Genomic DNA, 16070 nt, shown 5'->3' on the forward strand with positions numbered 1-16070 from the left:
TAAAGAGGCTCAGATGCAAACTTTTGATGTGGTGATTGCCGGTGGCGGTATGGTGGGGCTGGCGGTGGCCTGCGGCTTGCAGGGCAGCGGACTGCGCATCGCCGTGCTGGAACAATCGCCGGAGCCACCGCTGGCGCTGAGTGCGTCTCCGTCCATTCGCGTGTCGGCAATCAACGCTGCCAGCGAACGGCTGCTGCAGAAGCTGGATGTCTGGTCGACCATTCTCTCGCTGCGCTGCCGCGCATATCACGGCATGGAAGTGTGGGATAAGGACAGTTTCGGCACCATCGCCTTTGATGATGAGCAGCAGGGCCTGTCGCATCTGGGCCATATCATCGAAAATCCGGTGATTCATAACGCGCTCTGGCAACGCGCCAGCGCCTGCAGTGACGTAACGCTGATGGCACCTTCGCAGTTACAGCAGGTGGCATTTGGCGACAACGAAGCCTTTATTACCCTGCAGGATGGCAGCATGTTAAGCGCGCGATTAATGATTGCCGCTGACGGGGCTAACTCCTGGCTGCGTAATAAAGCCGATATTCCGCTGACCTTCTGGGATTACGATCACCATGCGTTAGTGGCTAACGTCCGCACTGAGAAGCCGCACGACGCGGTGGCGCGCCAGGTGTTCCACGGCGACGGCATTCTGGCTTTCCTGCCGATGCAGGATCCGCATCTGAGCTCCATCGTCTGGTCGCTCTCGCCGCAGGAAGCGAGTCGTCTGGAAACCATGCCGGAAGCGCTGTTCAATCAGCAGCTCTCGGTGGCGTTTGATATGCGCCTCGGCCTGTGCCAGCTCGAGAGCGAGCGTAAGTCGTTCCCGCTGGTGGCGCGCTATGCCCGCAACTTTGCGGCACACCGCCTGGCGCTGGTGGGTGATGCAGCCCACACCATTCATCCACTGGCGGGTCAGGGCGTTAACCTTGGCTTTATGGATGCCGCCGAACTGATTGGTGAAATTCGCCGTCTGCATCAGCAGGGTAAAGATATTGGTCAGCACCTCTATCTGCGTCGCTACGAGCGCAGCCGTAAGCACAGTGCCGCCATGATGCTGGCGGGAATGCAGGGCTTCCGTGAAATGTTCGCCGGTAATAATCCGGCGAAGAAACTGCTGCGCGACGTCGGCCTGAAGCTGGCCGATCGCCTGCCGGGGGTAAAACCCATGATGCTGAAGCAGGCGATGGGCCTGAATGATCTGCCCGCCTGGCTACGCTAAATCCACGCCGTCTGATAAGCCAGCATCTGCTGGCTTTTTTTATCCCTGAACCCCTCTGCACCACCAAAAGGCAACGCTGCACCATCAGGGATCTTCGTTTGATTTATTCTAATTTTGCGGCCGAATTCGCATTACTTTTTCTCATTCATCTCCTGGCAGAGTGCGGAATTTTTTTAACATCCTGAATGCCATCCCGCATAAATTTGCTGCGTATATTTAAAAGCCCTGCATTTATTGCGCGATTAATCACAAAATTGCAGTTTTTTATCCTGTAAGTCGCGGTTCCTGGTTAGGCTGTGCATCTGCTTTCGACCCCGTTTTGCTTATGGTTAATCGTCAGATTCGGTGGTAACGTCAGCCGTAAGAGAACGTTTGCGTCGGCACTGAATTCCGGCGCACTTTTGCACTCAACCGCTTCTGCACAGGATGGTTATGACTCAGCAAACACCTCTGTTTGAACAGCACCAGGCCTGCGGTGCCCGCATGGTAGATTTTCATGGCTGGATGATGCCGCTGCACTATGGCTCCCAGATGGATGAACATCATGTTGTGCGCAGCGACGCCGGTATGTTTGATGTCTCTCACATGACCATTGTTGACCTGACAGGTCCGCGTACCCGCGAATTCCTGCGCTACCTGCTGGCAAATGATGTGGCAAAACTGACGCAGCCGGGCAAAGCGCTCTACACCGGCATGCTGAATGCTTCAGGTGGCGTCATTGACGATTTGATTGTTTACTTTATGAGCGAAACGTTCTTCAGGCTGGTGGTGAACTCCGCCACCCGTGAGAAGGATCTCGCCTGGATTACCCAACACGCAGAGGGCTATGGCATTACGCTCACCGAACGTGATGACCTGGCGCTGATTGCCGTGCAGGGGCCGCAGGCGCAGCAGAAAGCGCAGACCCTGTTCAGCGAAGAACAGCGTCTGGCTGTCGCTGGCATGAAGCCGTTTTTCGGTGTGCAGTCAGGTGACCTGTTTATCGCTACGACCGGCTACACCGGCGAAGCGGGCTATGAAATTGCGATGCCCGCAGAAGAAGCGGCCGATTTCTGGCAGCGTCTGCTGGCCGCTGGTGTAAAACCGGCTGGCCTTGGCGCACGCGATACGCTGCGTCTGGAGGCAGGTATGAATCTTTATGGTCAGGAGATGGATGAAGGCGTGTCACCGCTGGCCGCCAACATGGGCTGGACCGTCTGCTGGGAACCCGCCGATCGCGATTTCATCGGCCGGGAAGCGCTGGAACTGCAGCGTGAACGTGGCACCGAAAAACTGGTGGGGCTGATCCTCACAGAAAAAGGGGTGCTGCGTAACGGCCAGCCGGTGCGTTTCACCGATGACAAGGGGCAGTTGCAGGAAGGCATCATCACCAGTGGTTCTTTCTCACCGACGCTGGGTTACAGCATCGCCCTGGCGCGTGTTCCAGCCTCTATCGGCAGCACTGCCATCGTTGAGATCCGTAACCGCCAGATGCCGGTTCAGGTTACCCGTCCCGTTTTTGTCCGCGCCGGTAAACCGGTCGCCCAGTAAATTTTATTCAGGAGAAATGGCCAATGAGCAATGTGCCGAATACGTTGAAGTACCGCGACAGCCACGAATGGGTGCGCAAAGAAGCCGATGGCAGCTACACGGTGGGGATTACGGAACATGCGCAGGAGTTACTGGGCGACATGGTGTTTGTTGATCTGCCAGAAGTGGGCGCGACGTTTGCTGCCGGTGAAGAGTGCGCGGTGGCTGAATCCGTTAAAGCGGCCTCAGACATCTATGCGCCGATCAGCGGTGAGATTGTGGCTGTCAATGAAGCGTTGACCGACTCACCGGAGCAGGTCAACAGCGAGCCTTATGACGGCGGCTGGTTATTCAAAATCAAAGCCAGCGACGCGTCTGAAATCGACACGCTGCTGGATGCGGATGCTTACAAAGCCTCCATCGACGAGTAGTCGTCAGGCGGCCTCGTGCAGAGGCCGCAGATTTCTGTTTGCTCTCCGGTTCCCCCAGCCCGATTCAGGATTTACTGCTAATGACTCAGACTCTCAGCCAGCTTGAACACAACGGTGCATTCATCGAGCGCCATATTGGTCCTTCACCTGAGCAGCAGGCGCAGATGCTTGACGCGATTAGTGCCCGTTCGCTGGACGCGTTAATCAGCACGATTGTGCCGGCAGACATTCAGCTGCCAGGCCCGCCCGCGGTGGGCGAAGCCGCCACGGAACAGCAGGCGCTGGCCGAACTGAAAGCCATTGCCAGCCAGAATCTGCGGTACAAATCCTGGATAGGTATGGGATACAGCGCGGTGATCACCCCGCCGGTCATCCTGCGTAACATGCTGGAGAATCCGGGCTGGTACACCGCCTATACGCCGTATCAGCCTGAAGTTTCACAAGGCCGTCTGGAAGCGCTGCTGAACTTCCAGCAGCTGACGCTGGATCTCACCGGCATGGATATCGCGTCTGCCTCACTGCTGGATGAAGCCACTGCCGCCGCCGAAGCGATGGCAATGGCAAAACGCGTCAGTAAGCTCAAAAACGCCAATAAATTCTTCATTGCCGACGATATTCATCCGCAGACGCTGGATGTGGTCCGTACCCGTGCGGAGACGTTCGGCTTCGAACTGATCATCGATAGCGCCGACAAGGCACCGGATCACGACGACCTGTTTGGCGTGCTGCTGCAACAGGTAGGCACAACGGGTGAAGCGCACGATTACAGCACGCTGATTGCCGGGCTGAAAGCACGCAAAGTCGTGGTCAGCGTGGCGACGGACTTTATGTCGCTGGTGTTACTTGAAGCGCCAGGCAAGCAGGGCGCAGACATCGTCTTTGGTTCCGCTCAGCGCTTCGGCGTGCCAATGGGTTACGGCGGCCCGCATGCCGCCTTCTTCGCCAGCCGCGATGAGCATAAACGCTCCATGCCAGGCCGCATCATCGGTGTGTCACGTGATGCCGCAGGCAATGCGGCGCTGCGTATGGCGATGCAGACCCGTGAACAACATATCCGCCGTGAAAAGGCCAACTCCAACATCTGTACGTCGCAGGTGCTGCTGGCCAACATCGCCGGTCTCTACGCGGTGTTCCACGGCCCGGCCGGTCTGAAACGCATTGCCTCACGCATTCACCGCTTCACGAATATTCTGGCCGCCGGACTGCTGCAGGGTGGCCTGAAGCTGCGCCATCAGCACTGGTTCGATACGCTGACGGTGGAAGTGGCGGATAAAGCCACCGTGCTGAATCGCGCCCTGAGCTTTGGCGTTAACCTCCGCAGCGACATCCATAATGCCGTCGGCATCACGCTGGATGAAACCACCTGCCGCGACGATATTCTGGCGCTGTTCGCTATTCTGCTGGGGGATGAGCACGGCCAGGATCTGGAAAAGCTCGACAGCGAAGTCGCCAGCGAAAGCCACGCGATTCCGGCTGGCCTGCAACGCCACAGCGAGATTCTGACCCATCCGGTGTTCAACCGTCATCACAGCGAAACCGAGATGATGCGTTACATGCACAGCCTGGAGAAAAAGGATCTGGCGCTGAATCAGGCGATGATCCCGCTCGGTTCCTGCACCATGAAGCTGAATGCCGCTGCCGAAATGATCCCGATCACCTGGACGGAATTTGCGGAGCTGCATCCGTTCTGTCCGGCTGAACAGGCGACCGGCTATCTGCAGATGATCGGCCAGCTTTCACAGTGGCTGGTGCAGCTCACCGGCTATGATGCACTCTGTATGCAGCCGAACTCCGGCGCGCAGGGTGAATATGCCGGGCTGCTGGCGATCCGCCGCTATCACGAAAGCCGCGGCGAGGGCGATCGTCACCTCTGCCTGATCCCGAGCTCGGCGCACGGTACGAATCCGGCATCCGCCCAGATGGCAGGCATGGACGTGGTGGTGGTGGCCTGCGATAAACAGGGCAACATCGACCTTGGCGACCTGCGCGAAAAAGCGGCGCAGGCGGGCGATAAGCTCTCCTGCATCATGGTGACGTATCCGTCCACCCACGGCGTTTACGAAGAGACCATCCGTGAGGTGTGCCAGATTGTGCATCAGTACGGCGGCCAGGTTTATCTGGATGGCGCGAACATGAATGCGCAGGTCGGCATTACCACGCCAGGCTATATCGGCGCGGATGTCTCGCACCTCAATCTGCATAAAACCTTCTGCATTCCGCACGGCGGCGGCGGTCCGGGTATGGGACCGATTGGCGTGAAAGCGCACCTGGCGCCGTTTGTTCCGGGGCACAGCGTAGTGCAGATTGACGGTGTTCTGACGCAGCAGGGCGCGGTCTCCGCAGCGCCTTTTGGCAGCGCCTCTATTCTGCCGATCAGCTGGATGTACATTCGCATGATGGGCGCGGAAGGGCTGAAACAGGCCAGCTCAGTCGCGATTCTGAATGCCAACTATATTGCCAGCCGCCTGCAGTCTGCTTATCCGGTGCTCTACACCGGCCGTGACGGACGCGTGGCGCATGAATGTATTCTCGACATCCGCCCGCTGAAAGAGCAGACCGGTATCAGTGAGCTGGATATCGCTAAGCGCCTGATCGATTACGGATTCCACGCACCGACCATGTCTTTCCCTGTGGCAGGCACGCTGATGGTGGAGCCGACCGAGTCTGAGAGCAAAATCGAACTGGATCGTTTTATCGACGCGATGCTGGCGATCCGCATGGAGATTGACCGGGTTACGGCAGGGGAATGGCCGCTGGACGACAATCCACTGGTGAATGCGCCGCATACCCAGTTGGAAATCGTCAGTGAGTGGTCACATCCTTACAGCCGCGAACTGGCCGTCTTCCCGGCGGGCAGCCACAACAAATACTGGCCGACGGTGAAACGTCTGGATGATGTATTTGGCGACCGTAATCTGTTCTGCTCCTGCGTGCCGATGAGCGACTATCAGTAAGCTCACCGCAGGTAAGCATTAACCATCAGGGGCCGCTTCGTCGGCCCTTTGTTCTGGGGGAACAGCATGAAACTGGCACTGGTTACGGGTGGCAGCCGCGGTATCGGACGGGCCACGTCGCTGTTACTGGCCGCGCGGGGTTATCGGGTCGCGGTGAACTATCGTCAGCGCGAGGCGGAGGCTCAACAGCTGGTGGCGCAGATCCAGCAGCAGGGCGGTGAAGCCTTTGCGGTTCAGGCGGATATCAGTGATGAAGCCCAGGTCATGGCGATGTTTGCGCAGCTCGACCAGCAGTCTGTGCCGCTGGCGTTGCTGGTAAACAACGCCGGGATTCTGTTTCAGCAGTGCCGCACCGAGCAGCTGGATGCGGCTCGCCTGCACAAGGTTTTTGCCACCAACGTTATCGGAACCTTTCTCTGCTGTCGTGAGGCGGTTAAGCGGATGGGCACCCATCACGGCGGTCAGGGTGGCGCGATTGTAAACGTCTCGTCGGCCGCGTCGCGTACCGGTGCGCCTGGTGAATATGTCGATTACGCCGCCTCAAAAGGGGCGATGGACACGCTGACGAAAGGTTTGTCGCTGGAAGTGGCGCAGCAGGGGATTCGGGTTAATGGCGTCCGTCCGGGATTCATCTATACAGAGATGCATGCCGATGGCGGCGAGCCAGGCAGGGTGGACCGGCTTGCCAGCATTATCCCGATGGGACGTGGCGGTGAGGCAGAAGAGGTGGCGGAAGCGATCGTCTGGCTGGCCAGCGACGCGGCCTCTTACGTCACCGGCAGCATCATTGACGCTGCCGGTGGGCGTTAATCGCCGCTGCTGATGCGGCGGAGTATTAAATCAGAGGTTTTCGCCGTTGCTGGCGATAACCTGCTGATACCAGCTAAAGCTCTTCTTCTTCGCACGAGAAAAGTCGCCGCTGCCATCATCATTTTTATTCACATGAATAAAGCCGTAACGCTTGTCGTACTGGCCGGTGGTGAAGGAGACGCAATCCAGACAGCCCCACGGCGTATAGCCCATTAATTCGACGCCATCATACGTCACGGCTTTCTTCATCTCTTCGATGTGCGCACGCAGATAGTCGATACGGTAATCATCTTCAATCAGCCCGTCGGCATTGGGCTTATCGATAGCCCCAAAGCCGTTCTCTACAATAAACAGCGGCTTCTGATAACGCTCGTACATCTCATTCATGGCATAGCGCAGGCCAACCGGGTCGATCTGCCAGCCCCAGTCTGACGCTTTCACATGCGGATTTTTCACCACGCCTTCAAAGCCGGTGATCGGGTCGTAAACGCCGCTGGCATCGGTCTTCACGGCGTTGCTCATGTAGTAGCTGAAACCGACATAGTCGGCGCAACCCTGGCGCAGCGTCTCGGCATCGTCCGCTTCCATCTGGATATTATACCCTTTGCGCGCCCACTCTTTCAGGGTGTAGGCCGGATAGTAGCCGCGCATCTGCACGTCACTGAACACATAGCGCTGATGCATCGACTCCTGTGCCAGCACCACATCGTCCGGGTGGCAGGAGAACGGATAAACCGGGACCATGGCGATCATGCAGCCAATCTGAAAGTCAGGATTGATATCGTGACCGAGTTTGACCACTCTGGCGCTGGCAACAAACTGGTGGTGCATCACCTGATACATTGCCTCTTCAGGCTTCTCGTGTTCGGTGAAGATCACGCCTGAACAGCAGTAACCAAACAGCGGATACTGCCAGTTGCGCTGGTTATTGATCTCGTTAAAGGTCATCCAGTATTTCACTTTGTTCTTATAGCGCTTTAGCACCACTTCGCTGAAGCGAACAAAGAAGTCGACCACTTTGCGGTTATGCCAGCCGCCATACTCTTTGACCAGGTGATAAGGCATTTCGAAGTGCGAGAGGGTGATGACCGGTTCAATGCCGTACTTCAGCAGTTCATCAAACAGATCGTCATAGAATTGCAGACCCGCTTCGTTGGGCTGCTGCTCATCCCCGTTGGGGAAGATGCGGGTCCAGGCAATGGAGGTGCGGAAGCATTTGAAGCCCATCTCGGCAAACAGCGCGACATCCTGTTTGTAGTGGGAGTAAAACTCCACGCCCTTGTGGTTCGGATAGAAATGGCCAGGCTGCACGCCGTCGGTGATCACCCGGTCAACGCCATGCGAACCGCCGGTCAGCACGTCAGCAATGCTGACGCCTTTGCCGCCCTGATCCCAGCCGCCTTCAACCTGATGCGCTGCCACCGCGCCGCCCCAAAGAAAGCCTTTTGGTAACTGCAATTCTGCACTCATGCTTCACCCCATTGCGGATATTGAAATTGGGCTGAGTGTAGCAAGGCAATAATGAAAGTCACGATATAACAGCGCGCCAGTAATTGCGTTTGTCACATCTGAAAAACAGGCTGTTTTATTTGCCCAATTGGCGGCCGATCGCTTCAATAATATAGGTGACTGGCACCTGCGTCGTAATATCGGTGTTGTCCGCCATGCGGATAATCGGCACATGGTAGCAGAGGTTGAAATCACCAATCTTCGCCAGCGAACAGCTTTCCGTATTGGTTATCGCAATGATTCTGCACTTATTCAGACTGAACTGGCTGGCAATACGCAGGATCTCTTCGGTTTCACCCGAGACGGATAAAATAATGGCAATGGCATTTTCATAAAGATCGGGAGCGACCGGATAATAGGGGTCATCAATCGCATGACTGAATTTACCAAGGTTGGAGAAAAAACGCGCGCCATATTTTGCCAGGCTGCCGGAGGTGCCGACGCCAATAAAGAAAACCTGCTCAGCCTGATTAATCTTCTGCGCAGCCTGGGCGATGAGTTGTTCAAATTCCGGGTTATTAATACTCTTAAAAAAGCTCAGCATCTCGCTGACGCCCGCCGTATTGAGCAGCGGCGCGCTCTGTTGTTCGCTTAAGCGCAGGCGGATGCGGAATTCTGACCAGCCTTCGCAGTCCATCTTGCGGCAGAAACGCAGCACGGTGGTGGTGGAGACACCAGCCTGCGCAGCCAGCTCGCGGATCGTCATGTAGCTGACGCCTTCGCGGTGCTTAATGATGAACTGATAGACCTGCATTTCCAGATCGTTAAGGCGGGCAAGATCGCGATGCGAAAACATGGATGGCTCATTGAACAGTTGACCGGCGGTCAGTTTACCAGATTCAGCACCGGGTTTAACGGAGAGTGAATTTCAGCAAAATAATTTTAGCGTACACGTGTACACTGAAAAAATATTGGCTACGCTGGGTAACAGTTATCACTGCTATGGAGCTGTTCAGGAACCGGATATGACCACCACACTCTCTCAAAAACACCGGCCCGCAGCGGGCTATTCAGTTGCCGAAGAAATTGCCAACAGTATCAGTCACGGCCTTGGCTGCCTGTTCGGTATCGTCGGGCTGATAATGATGATCAACCAGGCCACTGCGCGGCAGGCGGACACCCTCACTTTTATCAGTTACAGCCTCTATGGCGGCAGCATGATTTTGCTGTTTCTGGCCTCGACGCTCTATCATGCGGTTCCGGATGGACCGGCCAGACCCTGGCTGAAAAAGCTGGATCACTGCGCCATCTATCTGCTGATTGCCGGCACCTATACGCCGTTTCTGCTGGTCGGGTTAAGAACGCCGCTGGCGTATGGATTAATGGCGGTGATCTGGGGTCTGGCGCTGGCCGGTATTCTGTTTAAGCTCACGATTGCGCATCGCTTTAAAGCGCTGTCGCTGGTGACCTATCTCTGTATGGGATGGCTGTCGCTGATTGTGGTTTATCAGCTGGCGATGATCCTGCCGCCGGGCTGCATCTGGCTGCTGGCCGCAGGCGGAATTATTTATTCGCTGGGGGTGATCTTCTATGTGGCGCGCCGCATTCCCTATAACCATGCCATCTGGCATTTTTTCGTGCTGGGCGGCAGTCTCTGCCACTTCTGCGCTATCTACTTTTATGTGCGCTGATCTGAATTGCAGCACTGGCCCTTCCTTTAGCGGAAGGGCCATTTGGCGGAATCAGCTCTCATCCAGCGAGTAGGGCAGCGGCTGAATGGTCAGATGGCCGCCTTCATCACCTTCAACCCGCAGCACGCTATCCGGCTCCAGATCGTTATTCAGCACCACCTGAATCCAGCTGATGCCGTCATCTAACTGCACCGCAGCCAGCACGCTGCCGGTACGACGCCAGCGGTCACCCATCTGCAACTCCAGCGGGGCATTGGCTTCCGGCAGATGACTGGCCTGACCCGCCAGCCAGTAGAGCGCGCGTTTATTAGCACCGCGATATTTCGCCCTGGCGACCATCTCCTGACCGGCATAGCAGCCCTTTTTAAAGCTGATCGCATCCAGCGCCTGCAGGTTGGTGGCCTGCGGAATAAACTGCACGCTGGTGGCCGGATCGATCACCGGAATTCCCGCTTCAATCTCCAGCGCCAGCCACTGCTGACTGTCATTGAACTGCGCATCATCGTTAAGCTTCTGCTTCAGCGTCTCAGCCATAGCCTGCGAGGTAACAATCAGAAAACGTTCGGCCGGATGGGCAAACCACAGCAGCGTCGTTTCTCCCTGCTGTATCACCGTTTTCTCGCTGTCGGGCAGGGTATCAAACAGATTCGCCAGGGCGGCACGCGCCTGAAAACCGGCTACGCCCAGCAGCACAGACTCGTCGTCAGCCGCCATCGTCACTTTCGAAAACACCGCGTATTTCTTCAACTCGGTAAGCTGGGTGTCGCGCAGTTCACGGCGGATCAGATAGGCATAGCCTTCGCCGCGATGGAACAGGCGCAGGTTGCTCCACATTTTGCCTTTGGCATCGCAGTGTGCGGCGGGCGAATGGTGGTCTGCATCCAGCGCCGCGACATCCAGCGTTAACTGACCCTGCAGATAAGCGGTGCTGTCGGCACCGGTAATGGAAACCAGCGCCCAGCTATCCAGTGACATCAGGGTTAACGGCAGACGAGACGACGCGGCAGGCTGGCGCGGCGGTAAAGTAAAAGTGGGCATGGAGATATCCTGTATAAGAAGGTTCATCCGGAATGTTGTCTTCAATGTTAAAAGAGCCGACTGGCAATGCAACCTGTTTACGGAAAACGGCGCACAAAAGGCGTGATAACCCTGAAAACAGATAATCTTAAATGTGGCAGGTTGCACAGCCTGCGACGCTGCGCCTGCGAGCCGCAGTAAACCAGGTTACACTAGCGGCCACGTTGTGAATTGTGGAAATTGACGCATGGATATTAATGATAAATCACGTATTCAGTGGGCCTGCCGTCGCGGCATGCTGGAACTGGATGTGGCTATTATGCCGTTCTTCAAATTTGAGTATGACACGCTGAACGACACGGATAAGCAGGTCTTCGTTGCCCTGCTGAAGAGTGACGATCCCGATCTGTTTAACTGGCTGATGAATCATGGCGAGCCAGCCGATCCAGAGCTTAAGCGGATGGTAAAACTGATCCAGCAGCGTAACCATGATCGCGGCCCGGTGGCAATGTAAGCTGCGACCCTCTCGCCTGGCGTGCGGATGTCTGTGCGCCTGGCTGGTGGCTGCCGTTCCTGGTGTAATGCTGATGATGCTGCCTGTGGGCGGCTGGCTGATTAAAACGCCGGTTATTCTGCTGATGCTGGCTGAAGGCTGGCGTTGTTACCAGCGATTGATTCGGCGACACGGCACATTGCAGCGGGAAAGCGTTCATTGCTGGATCTGGCAGGGAAAACGCTGGCGGCCCACCCAGCCGCTGCGGTGGTTACCGATTGGCGTACTGCTGGTAGCGAAGAGCGAGCAGGGGGCTATGCTGCGCTGGTGGCTGATGCAGGACAATATGCAGCCGGACGAATGGCGGGCGTTACGCGCCAGCTGCTTCAGTAAGGCGCGGCATTAACGGCAACAGGGCTGGCAATCATCGTTTGCTGGCGCATGGGTTCAACAACAGCAAACCAGCGCGCCTGACCGGTCAGAGCAGTGCGGCGGTTTCGGTTAACACCTGTTCACACCACTGCTCAACACGCTCATCGGTGACCTCAAACTGATTCACATCATCCAGCGCCAGACCCACAAACTGCGCGCCATCGGCACTCAGCGGTTTCGGGCTGGTAAATTCATAGCCTTCAAGTGGCCAGTAGCCGACAAAGCGCACGCCCATCGGCTGCAGCAACTCGTGCAGCATGCCGAGCGCATCTAAAAACCACTCGCCATAGCCAATCTGATCGCCCATCCCATAGAGTGCGACAATCTTGTTGTGCAGATTCAGCGCGGGCAGCTGCGTCCAGATGGCTTCCCAGTCCTCCTGCAACTCACCGAAATCCCAGGTCGGGATGCCCATGATCAGCAAGTCATACTGCTCCATCAGGCGCGGATCGTCATCTTTGACGTTATGCAGCGTCACTAACTCTTCGCCAATAAAATCGCGAATTTTTTCCGCTACGATTTCGGTGTAACAGGTACTGGAACCGTAAAAAAGACCGATTTTCATGCAGATAACACTCTGTAAATACTGACTTTGGCGCAATTGTACCAGAAGCACCGCTGAATCAGGCATAATGAGCATGATTTTACACCAGACGGCGGAGATAACGTGCAGGACAGCGATCTGACAGAACAGTTTCTTGATGCGCTCTGGATTGAACGCAATCTGGCGCAGAATACTCTCTCCTCTTATCGTCAGGATCTTCAGACGCTGATCGGCTGGCTGACGCATCACCAGCTGACGCTGCTCAGCGTGACGCCGCTGGATCTGCAGCAGTTCCTGGCCGAACGGCTGGAGGGCGGCTACAAGGCAACCAGCTCAGCGCGGCTGCTCAGCGCGATGCGTCGCTTGTTCCAGTATCTTTATCGCGAAAAGCTGCGCCCGGACGATCCCAGCGCGCTGCTGTCTGCGCCAAAACTGCCGCAGCGTCTGCCGAAAGATCTCAGTGAAGCCCAGGTTGAGCGGCTGTTACAGGCACCGGATACCAACATCCCGCTGGAGCTACGCGACAAGGCGATGCTGGAAGTGCTCTATGCCACTGGCCTGCGCGTCTCTGAACTGACTGGACTGACGCTCAGCGACATCAGCCTGCGTCAGGGCGTCGTGCGGGTTATCGGTAAAGGCGATAAAGAGCGGCTGGTGCCGTTAGGTGAAGAAGCGGTTTACTGGCTGGAGCAATATATGGAACATGGTCGCCCATGGCTGCTCAATGGTCAGACGCTGGACGTGATGTTTCCCAGCAATCGTGCACAGCAGATGACGCGCCAGACCTTCTGGCATCGCATCAAGCACTACGCCACGCTGGCGGGCATCGACAGCGAAAAGTTATCGCCGCATGTGATGCGTCACGCCTTTGCGACCCATCTGCTGAACCACGGCGCGGATCTGCGTGTCGTACAGATGCTGCTGGGACATAGCGATCTTTCCACCACCCAAATTTATACGCACGTCGCCACTGAGCGCCTGCGTCAGTTGCATCAACAACACCATCCGCGAGCCTGATTCGCGGCCATAAGGATAAAAATGAACAAGCATTTTGCCATGCTGGCCCTGTTAGCCAGCGCCTTTTCCGGTCTGGCACAGGCCGATGACAGCGCCATTCAGCAATCCCTTAAAAAGCTCGGTCTGAACCAGACGGAAATCAGCCCGTCACCGCTGCCAGGGTTTAAAACCGTGCTGTCGGAAAGCGGCGTGCTCTACGTGACCGATGACGGCAAACATATGATTCAGGGCCCGCTCTATGATGTCAGCGGCAAACAGCCGGTCAACGTCACCAACCAACTGCTGGACAAAAAAGTCGAGGCGTTGGTGCCGGAAATGATCGTCTACAAAGCGCCAAAAGAGCAGCATGTGATCACGGTCTTCACCGACATCACCTGTGGCTACTGTCACAAGCTGCACGAGCAGATGGCGGACTACAATGCGCTGGGCATCACCGTGCGCTACCTGGCGTTTCCGCGTGAAGGGCTGAATGGTCAGATCGAACCAGCGATGAAAGCGATCTGGTGCAGCGCTGATCGCAATAAAGCGTTCGATGAGGCGATGAAAGGCAATGCACCGAAAATGGCCGCGCCGGACAGCTGTAAAATCGATATTGCTCAGCACTACAAACTGGGCGTGCTGTTTGGCATTCAGGGCACGCCCGCGATGCTGACCGACACCGGCATGATGATCCCGGGTTATCAGTCGCCGCAGGAGCTGAAGCAGGTGCTGGACAATCAGAAGCGTGGTGGTTAATCGGTGTTAAAACAGGAAGTGGAACTGCGTCGCCGTGAGGTGACGGTTGACGATGCGCTACCGGCCACGCTGCCGCCGCTGCTGAAACGACTCTATCTGCAACGCGGCGTGTGCGACGCCGCGGAACTGGAGCGCGGTGCGAAAAACCTGCTGCCGTATCAGTCCTTAAGCGGGATTGAGAGCGCCGTGGCGCTGCTGCATGAGGCGCTGCTGGATGGGCGTCGCATTATGGTAGTGGGCGACTTTGATGCCGATGGCGCAACCAGTACTGCGCTGACGGTGATGGCGCTGCGCAGCATGGGTGGCGGCAACGTGCAGTATCTGGTGCCTAACCGCTTTGAAGATGGTTATGGCCTCAGTCCGGAAGTGGTTGAGCAGGCGCGCGCACGTGGTGCCGCGATGATCCTGACGGTCGATAACGGCATCTCCTCTCATGCCGGTGTGGAATGCGCACATCAGCACGGCATTCCGGTGCTGATTACCGATCACCATCTGCCGGGCGAAACCTTACCGGCCGCTGAAGCGATCGTGAATCCCAATCTGCCGGACTGCAACTTTCCTTCACGCGCGCTGGCGGGCGTGGGCGTCGCGTTCTATCTGATGCTGGCGCTGCGCGCCCATCTGCGTACCCAGGGCTGGTTTGGCGCTACCCGCACTGAACCGAATCTGGCGGAGATGCTGGATCTGGTGGCGCTCGGCACGGTTGCGGATGTGGTGCCGCTCGACGTTAATAACCGCATTCTGGTGTGGCAGGGGCTCAGCCGTATCCGGGCCGGAAAATGTCGGCCAGGCATCCGGGCGCTGCTGGAGATTGCGAATCGCGATGCGCGTCAGCTGGCGGCCAGCGATCTCGGTTTCGCGCTGGGGCCGCGGCTCAACGCCGCAGGCCGCCTCGACGATATGTCGGTGGGCGTAGCGCTGTTAATGACCGACGATCTCAGCCAGGCGCGCATGCTGGCTAGTGAACTGGATGCGCTGAACCAGACGCGCAAAGAGATAGAGCAGGGCATGCAGAGCGAAGCGCTGGCGCTGTGTCAGGCGCTGGAGCGTGAACAGAGCGATCTGCCGCTGGGACTGGCCTTTTATCATCCCGAATGGCATCAGGGCGTGGTGGGCATTCTCGCCTCTCGTCTGAAAGAGCGTTTCCATCGTCCGGTCATTGCCTTTGCGCCAGCTGGCGACGGCACGCTGAAAGGCTCGGGCCGTTCGATTGCCGGTCTGCATTTGCGCGACGCGCTGGAGCGTCTGGACACGCTGAACCCAGGCCTGATGCTGAAGTTCGGCGGTCACGCCATGGCGGCCGGTTTATCGCTGGAAACCGCGCGTTACGAGGAGTTTCGTCAGCGCTTTGCCGACCTGGTCGGAGAGTGGCTGGATGGCGAATCCCTGCAGGGCATCATCTGGTCCGATGGCGCGTTACAGCCGCAGGAGTTTTCGCTGCAGACCGCAGAGATGCTGCGCGAAGCCGGTCCCTGGGGCCAGGCGTTCCCGGAACCCGCGTTTGACGGCAAATTTAAGCTGCTGCAACAGCGTCTGGTGGGCGAGCGTCATCTGAAAGTGATGGTCGAGCCGCTGGATGGCGGACCGCTGATCGATGGTATCGCCTTTAATGTCGATACTACGCTGTGGCCCGACAGCAGCATTCGTCAGGTCGAACTGGCGTATAAGCTGGATATTAATGAGTATCGCGGTAACCGCTCGGTGCAGCTGATCATCGACCATATCTGGCCGCTGAACTGAGTCAGACAGGCTGTCGCGACTCTCCGGCCACG

Annotated in this window: 15 protein-coding genes; 11 read left to right on the plus strand and 4 right to left on the minus strand. The window is 57.1% G+C overall.

Annotated features, from left to right (window positions below; translation table 11 throughout):
• Positions 1 to 13: 13 nt before the first annotated feature.
• From ubiI to EGO56_RS03845, 5 genes are all read left to right on the plus strand, one after another.
• Positions 14 to 1216, plus strand: a complete 1203-nt coding sequence (ubiI, locus tag EGO56_RS03825; protein ID WP_135907738.1) for an FAD-dependent 2-octaprenylphenol hydroxylase — start codon at positions 14 to 16, stop codon at positions 1214 to 1216.
• Positions 1217 to 1648: 432 nt separating this feature from the next.
• Positions 1649 to 2746: a glycine cleavage system aminomethyltransferase GcvT gene (gene gcvT / locus EGO56_RS03830; RefSeq protein ID WP_135907739.1), complete on the plus strand. Its 1098-nt coding sequence runs from the start codon at positions 1649 to 1651 to the stop codon at positions 2744 to 2746.
• 23 nt (positions 2747 to 2769) lie between these two features.
• Positions 2770 to 3156 (plus strand): glycine cleavage system protein GcvH, encoded by a 387-nt coding sequence (gene gcvH / locus EGO56_RS03835; protein WP_033733675.1) that lies wholly within the window; start codon positions 2770 to 2772, stop codon positions 3154 to 3156.
• Between the two features lie 80 nt (positions 3157 to 3236).
• Complete coding sequence (gcvP, locus tag EGO56_RS03840) at positions 3237 to 6110, plus strand: aminomethyl-transferring glycine dehydrogenase (protein ID WP_135907740.1); 2874 nt, start codon at positions 3237 to 3239, stop codon at positions 6108 to 6110.
• A gap of 66 nt (positions 6111 to 6176) precedes the next feature.
• On the plus strand, positions 6177 to 6920 hold the full coding sequence (locus EGO56_RS03845) for an SDR family oxidoreductase (RefSeq protein ID WP_033784003.1): 744 nt from the start codon (positions 6177 to 6179) through the stop codon (positions 6918 to 6920).
• A 30-nt stretch (positions 6921 to 6950) separates the two neighbouring features.
• Here EGO56_RS03845 and EGO56_RS03850 read toward each other — a convergent pair whose 3' ends face one another.
• Positions 6951 to 8390, minus strand: a complete 1440-nt coding sequence (locus tag EGO56_RS03850) for a 6-phospho-beta-glucosidase (RefSeq protein WP_135907741.1) — start codon at positions 8388 to 8390, stop codon at positions 6951 to 6953.
• A 115-nt stretch (positions 8391 to 8505) separates the two neighbouring features.
• Positions 8506 to 9225 (minus strand): MurR/RpiR family transcriptional regulator, encoded by a 720-nt coding sequence (locus EGO56_RS03855; RefSeq protein ID WP_135907742.1) that lies wholly within the window; start codon positions 9223 to 9225, stop codon positions 8506 to 8508.
• A 169-nt stretch (positions 9226 to 9394) separates the two neighbouring features.
• Here EGO56_RS03855 and trhA point away from each other — a divergent pair, with 169 nt between their 5' ends.
• A complete protein-coding gene (gene trhA / locus EGO56_RS03860) occupies positions 9395 to 10060 on the plus strand; it encodes a PAQR family membrane homeostasis protein TrhA (RefSeq protein WP_135907743.1) in 666 nt (221 codons plus the stop codon).
• A gap of 51 nt (positions 10061 to 10111) precedes the next feature.
• Here trhA and ygfZ read toward each other — a convergent pair whose 3' ends face one another.
• Positions 10112 to 11098: a tRNA-modifying protein YgfZ gene (gene ygfZ, locus EGO56_RS03865; protein WP_135907744.1), complete on the minus strand. Its 987-nt coding sequence runs from the start codon at positions 11096 to 11098 to the stop codon at positions 10112 to 10114.
• Between the two features lie 226 nt (positions 11099 to 11324).
• Here ygfZ and sdhE point away from each other — a divergent pair, with 226 nt between their 5' ends.
• On the plus strand, positions 11325 to 11591 hold the full coding sequence (gene sdhE / locus EGO56_RS03870; protein WP_013358937.1) for an FAD assembly factor SdhE: 267 nt from the start codon (positions 11325 to 11327) through the stop codon (positions 11589 to 11591).
• Entirely contained in the window at positions 11566 to 11976 is a 411-nt protein-coding gene (locus tag EGO56_RS03875) for a protein YgfX (protein ID WP_135907745.1), read from the plus strand. Before sdhE ends, EGO56_RS03875 begins: the two co-directional genes overlap by 26 nt.
• 72 nt (positions 11977 to 12048) lie before the next feature.
• Here the strand turns inward: EGO56_RS03875 and fldB are convergent, their stop codons facing one another.
• Complete coding sequence (gene fldB / locus EGO56_RS03880) at positions 12049 to 12567, minus strand: flavodoxin FldB (RefSeq protein WP_135907746.1); 519 nt, start codon at positions 12565 to 12567, stop codon at positions 12049 to 12051.
• A 102-nt stretch (positions 12568 to 12669) separates the two neighbouring features.
• Here fldB and xerD point away from each other — a divergent pair, with 102 nt between their 5' ends.
• From xerD to recJ, 3 genes are read left to right on the plus strand one after another with little or no spacing between them, the layout of a single operon-like run.
• Positions 12670 to 13563: a site-specific tyrosine recombinase XerD gene (xerD, locus tag EGO56_RS03885; RefSeq protein WP_135907747.1), complete on the plus strand. Its 894-nt coding sequence runs from the start codon at positions 12670 to 12672 to the stop codon at positions 13561 to 13563.
• Between the two features lie 21 nt (positions 13564 to 13584).
• Positions 13585 to 14298 (plus strand): bifunctional protein-disulfide isomerase/oxidoreductase DsbC, encoded by a 714-nt coding sequence (gene dsbC, locus EGO56_RS03890; protein ID WP_013358933.1) that lies wholly within the window; start codon positions 13585 to 13587, stop codon positions 14296 to 14298.
• A gap of 3 nt (positions 14299 to 14301) precedes the next feature.
• A complete protein-coding gene (gene recJ, locus EGO56_RS03895; protein WP_135907748.1) occupies positions 14302 to 16038 on the plus strand; it encodes a single-stranded-DNA-specific exonuclease RecJ in 1737 nt (578 codons plus the stop codon).
• The last annotated feature ends 32 nt before the right edge of the window (positions 16039 to 16070 follow it).

It is taken from the genome of Pantoea vagans (genome assembly GCF_004792415.1).
In the GTDB taxonomy this organism is placed as follows: Bacteria; Pseudomonadota; Gammaproteobacteria; order Enterobacterales; family Enterobacteriaceae; genus Pantoea; species Pantoea vagans.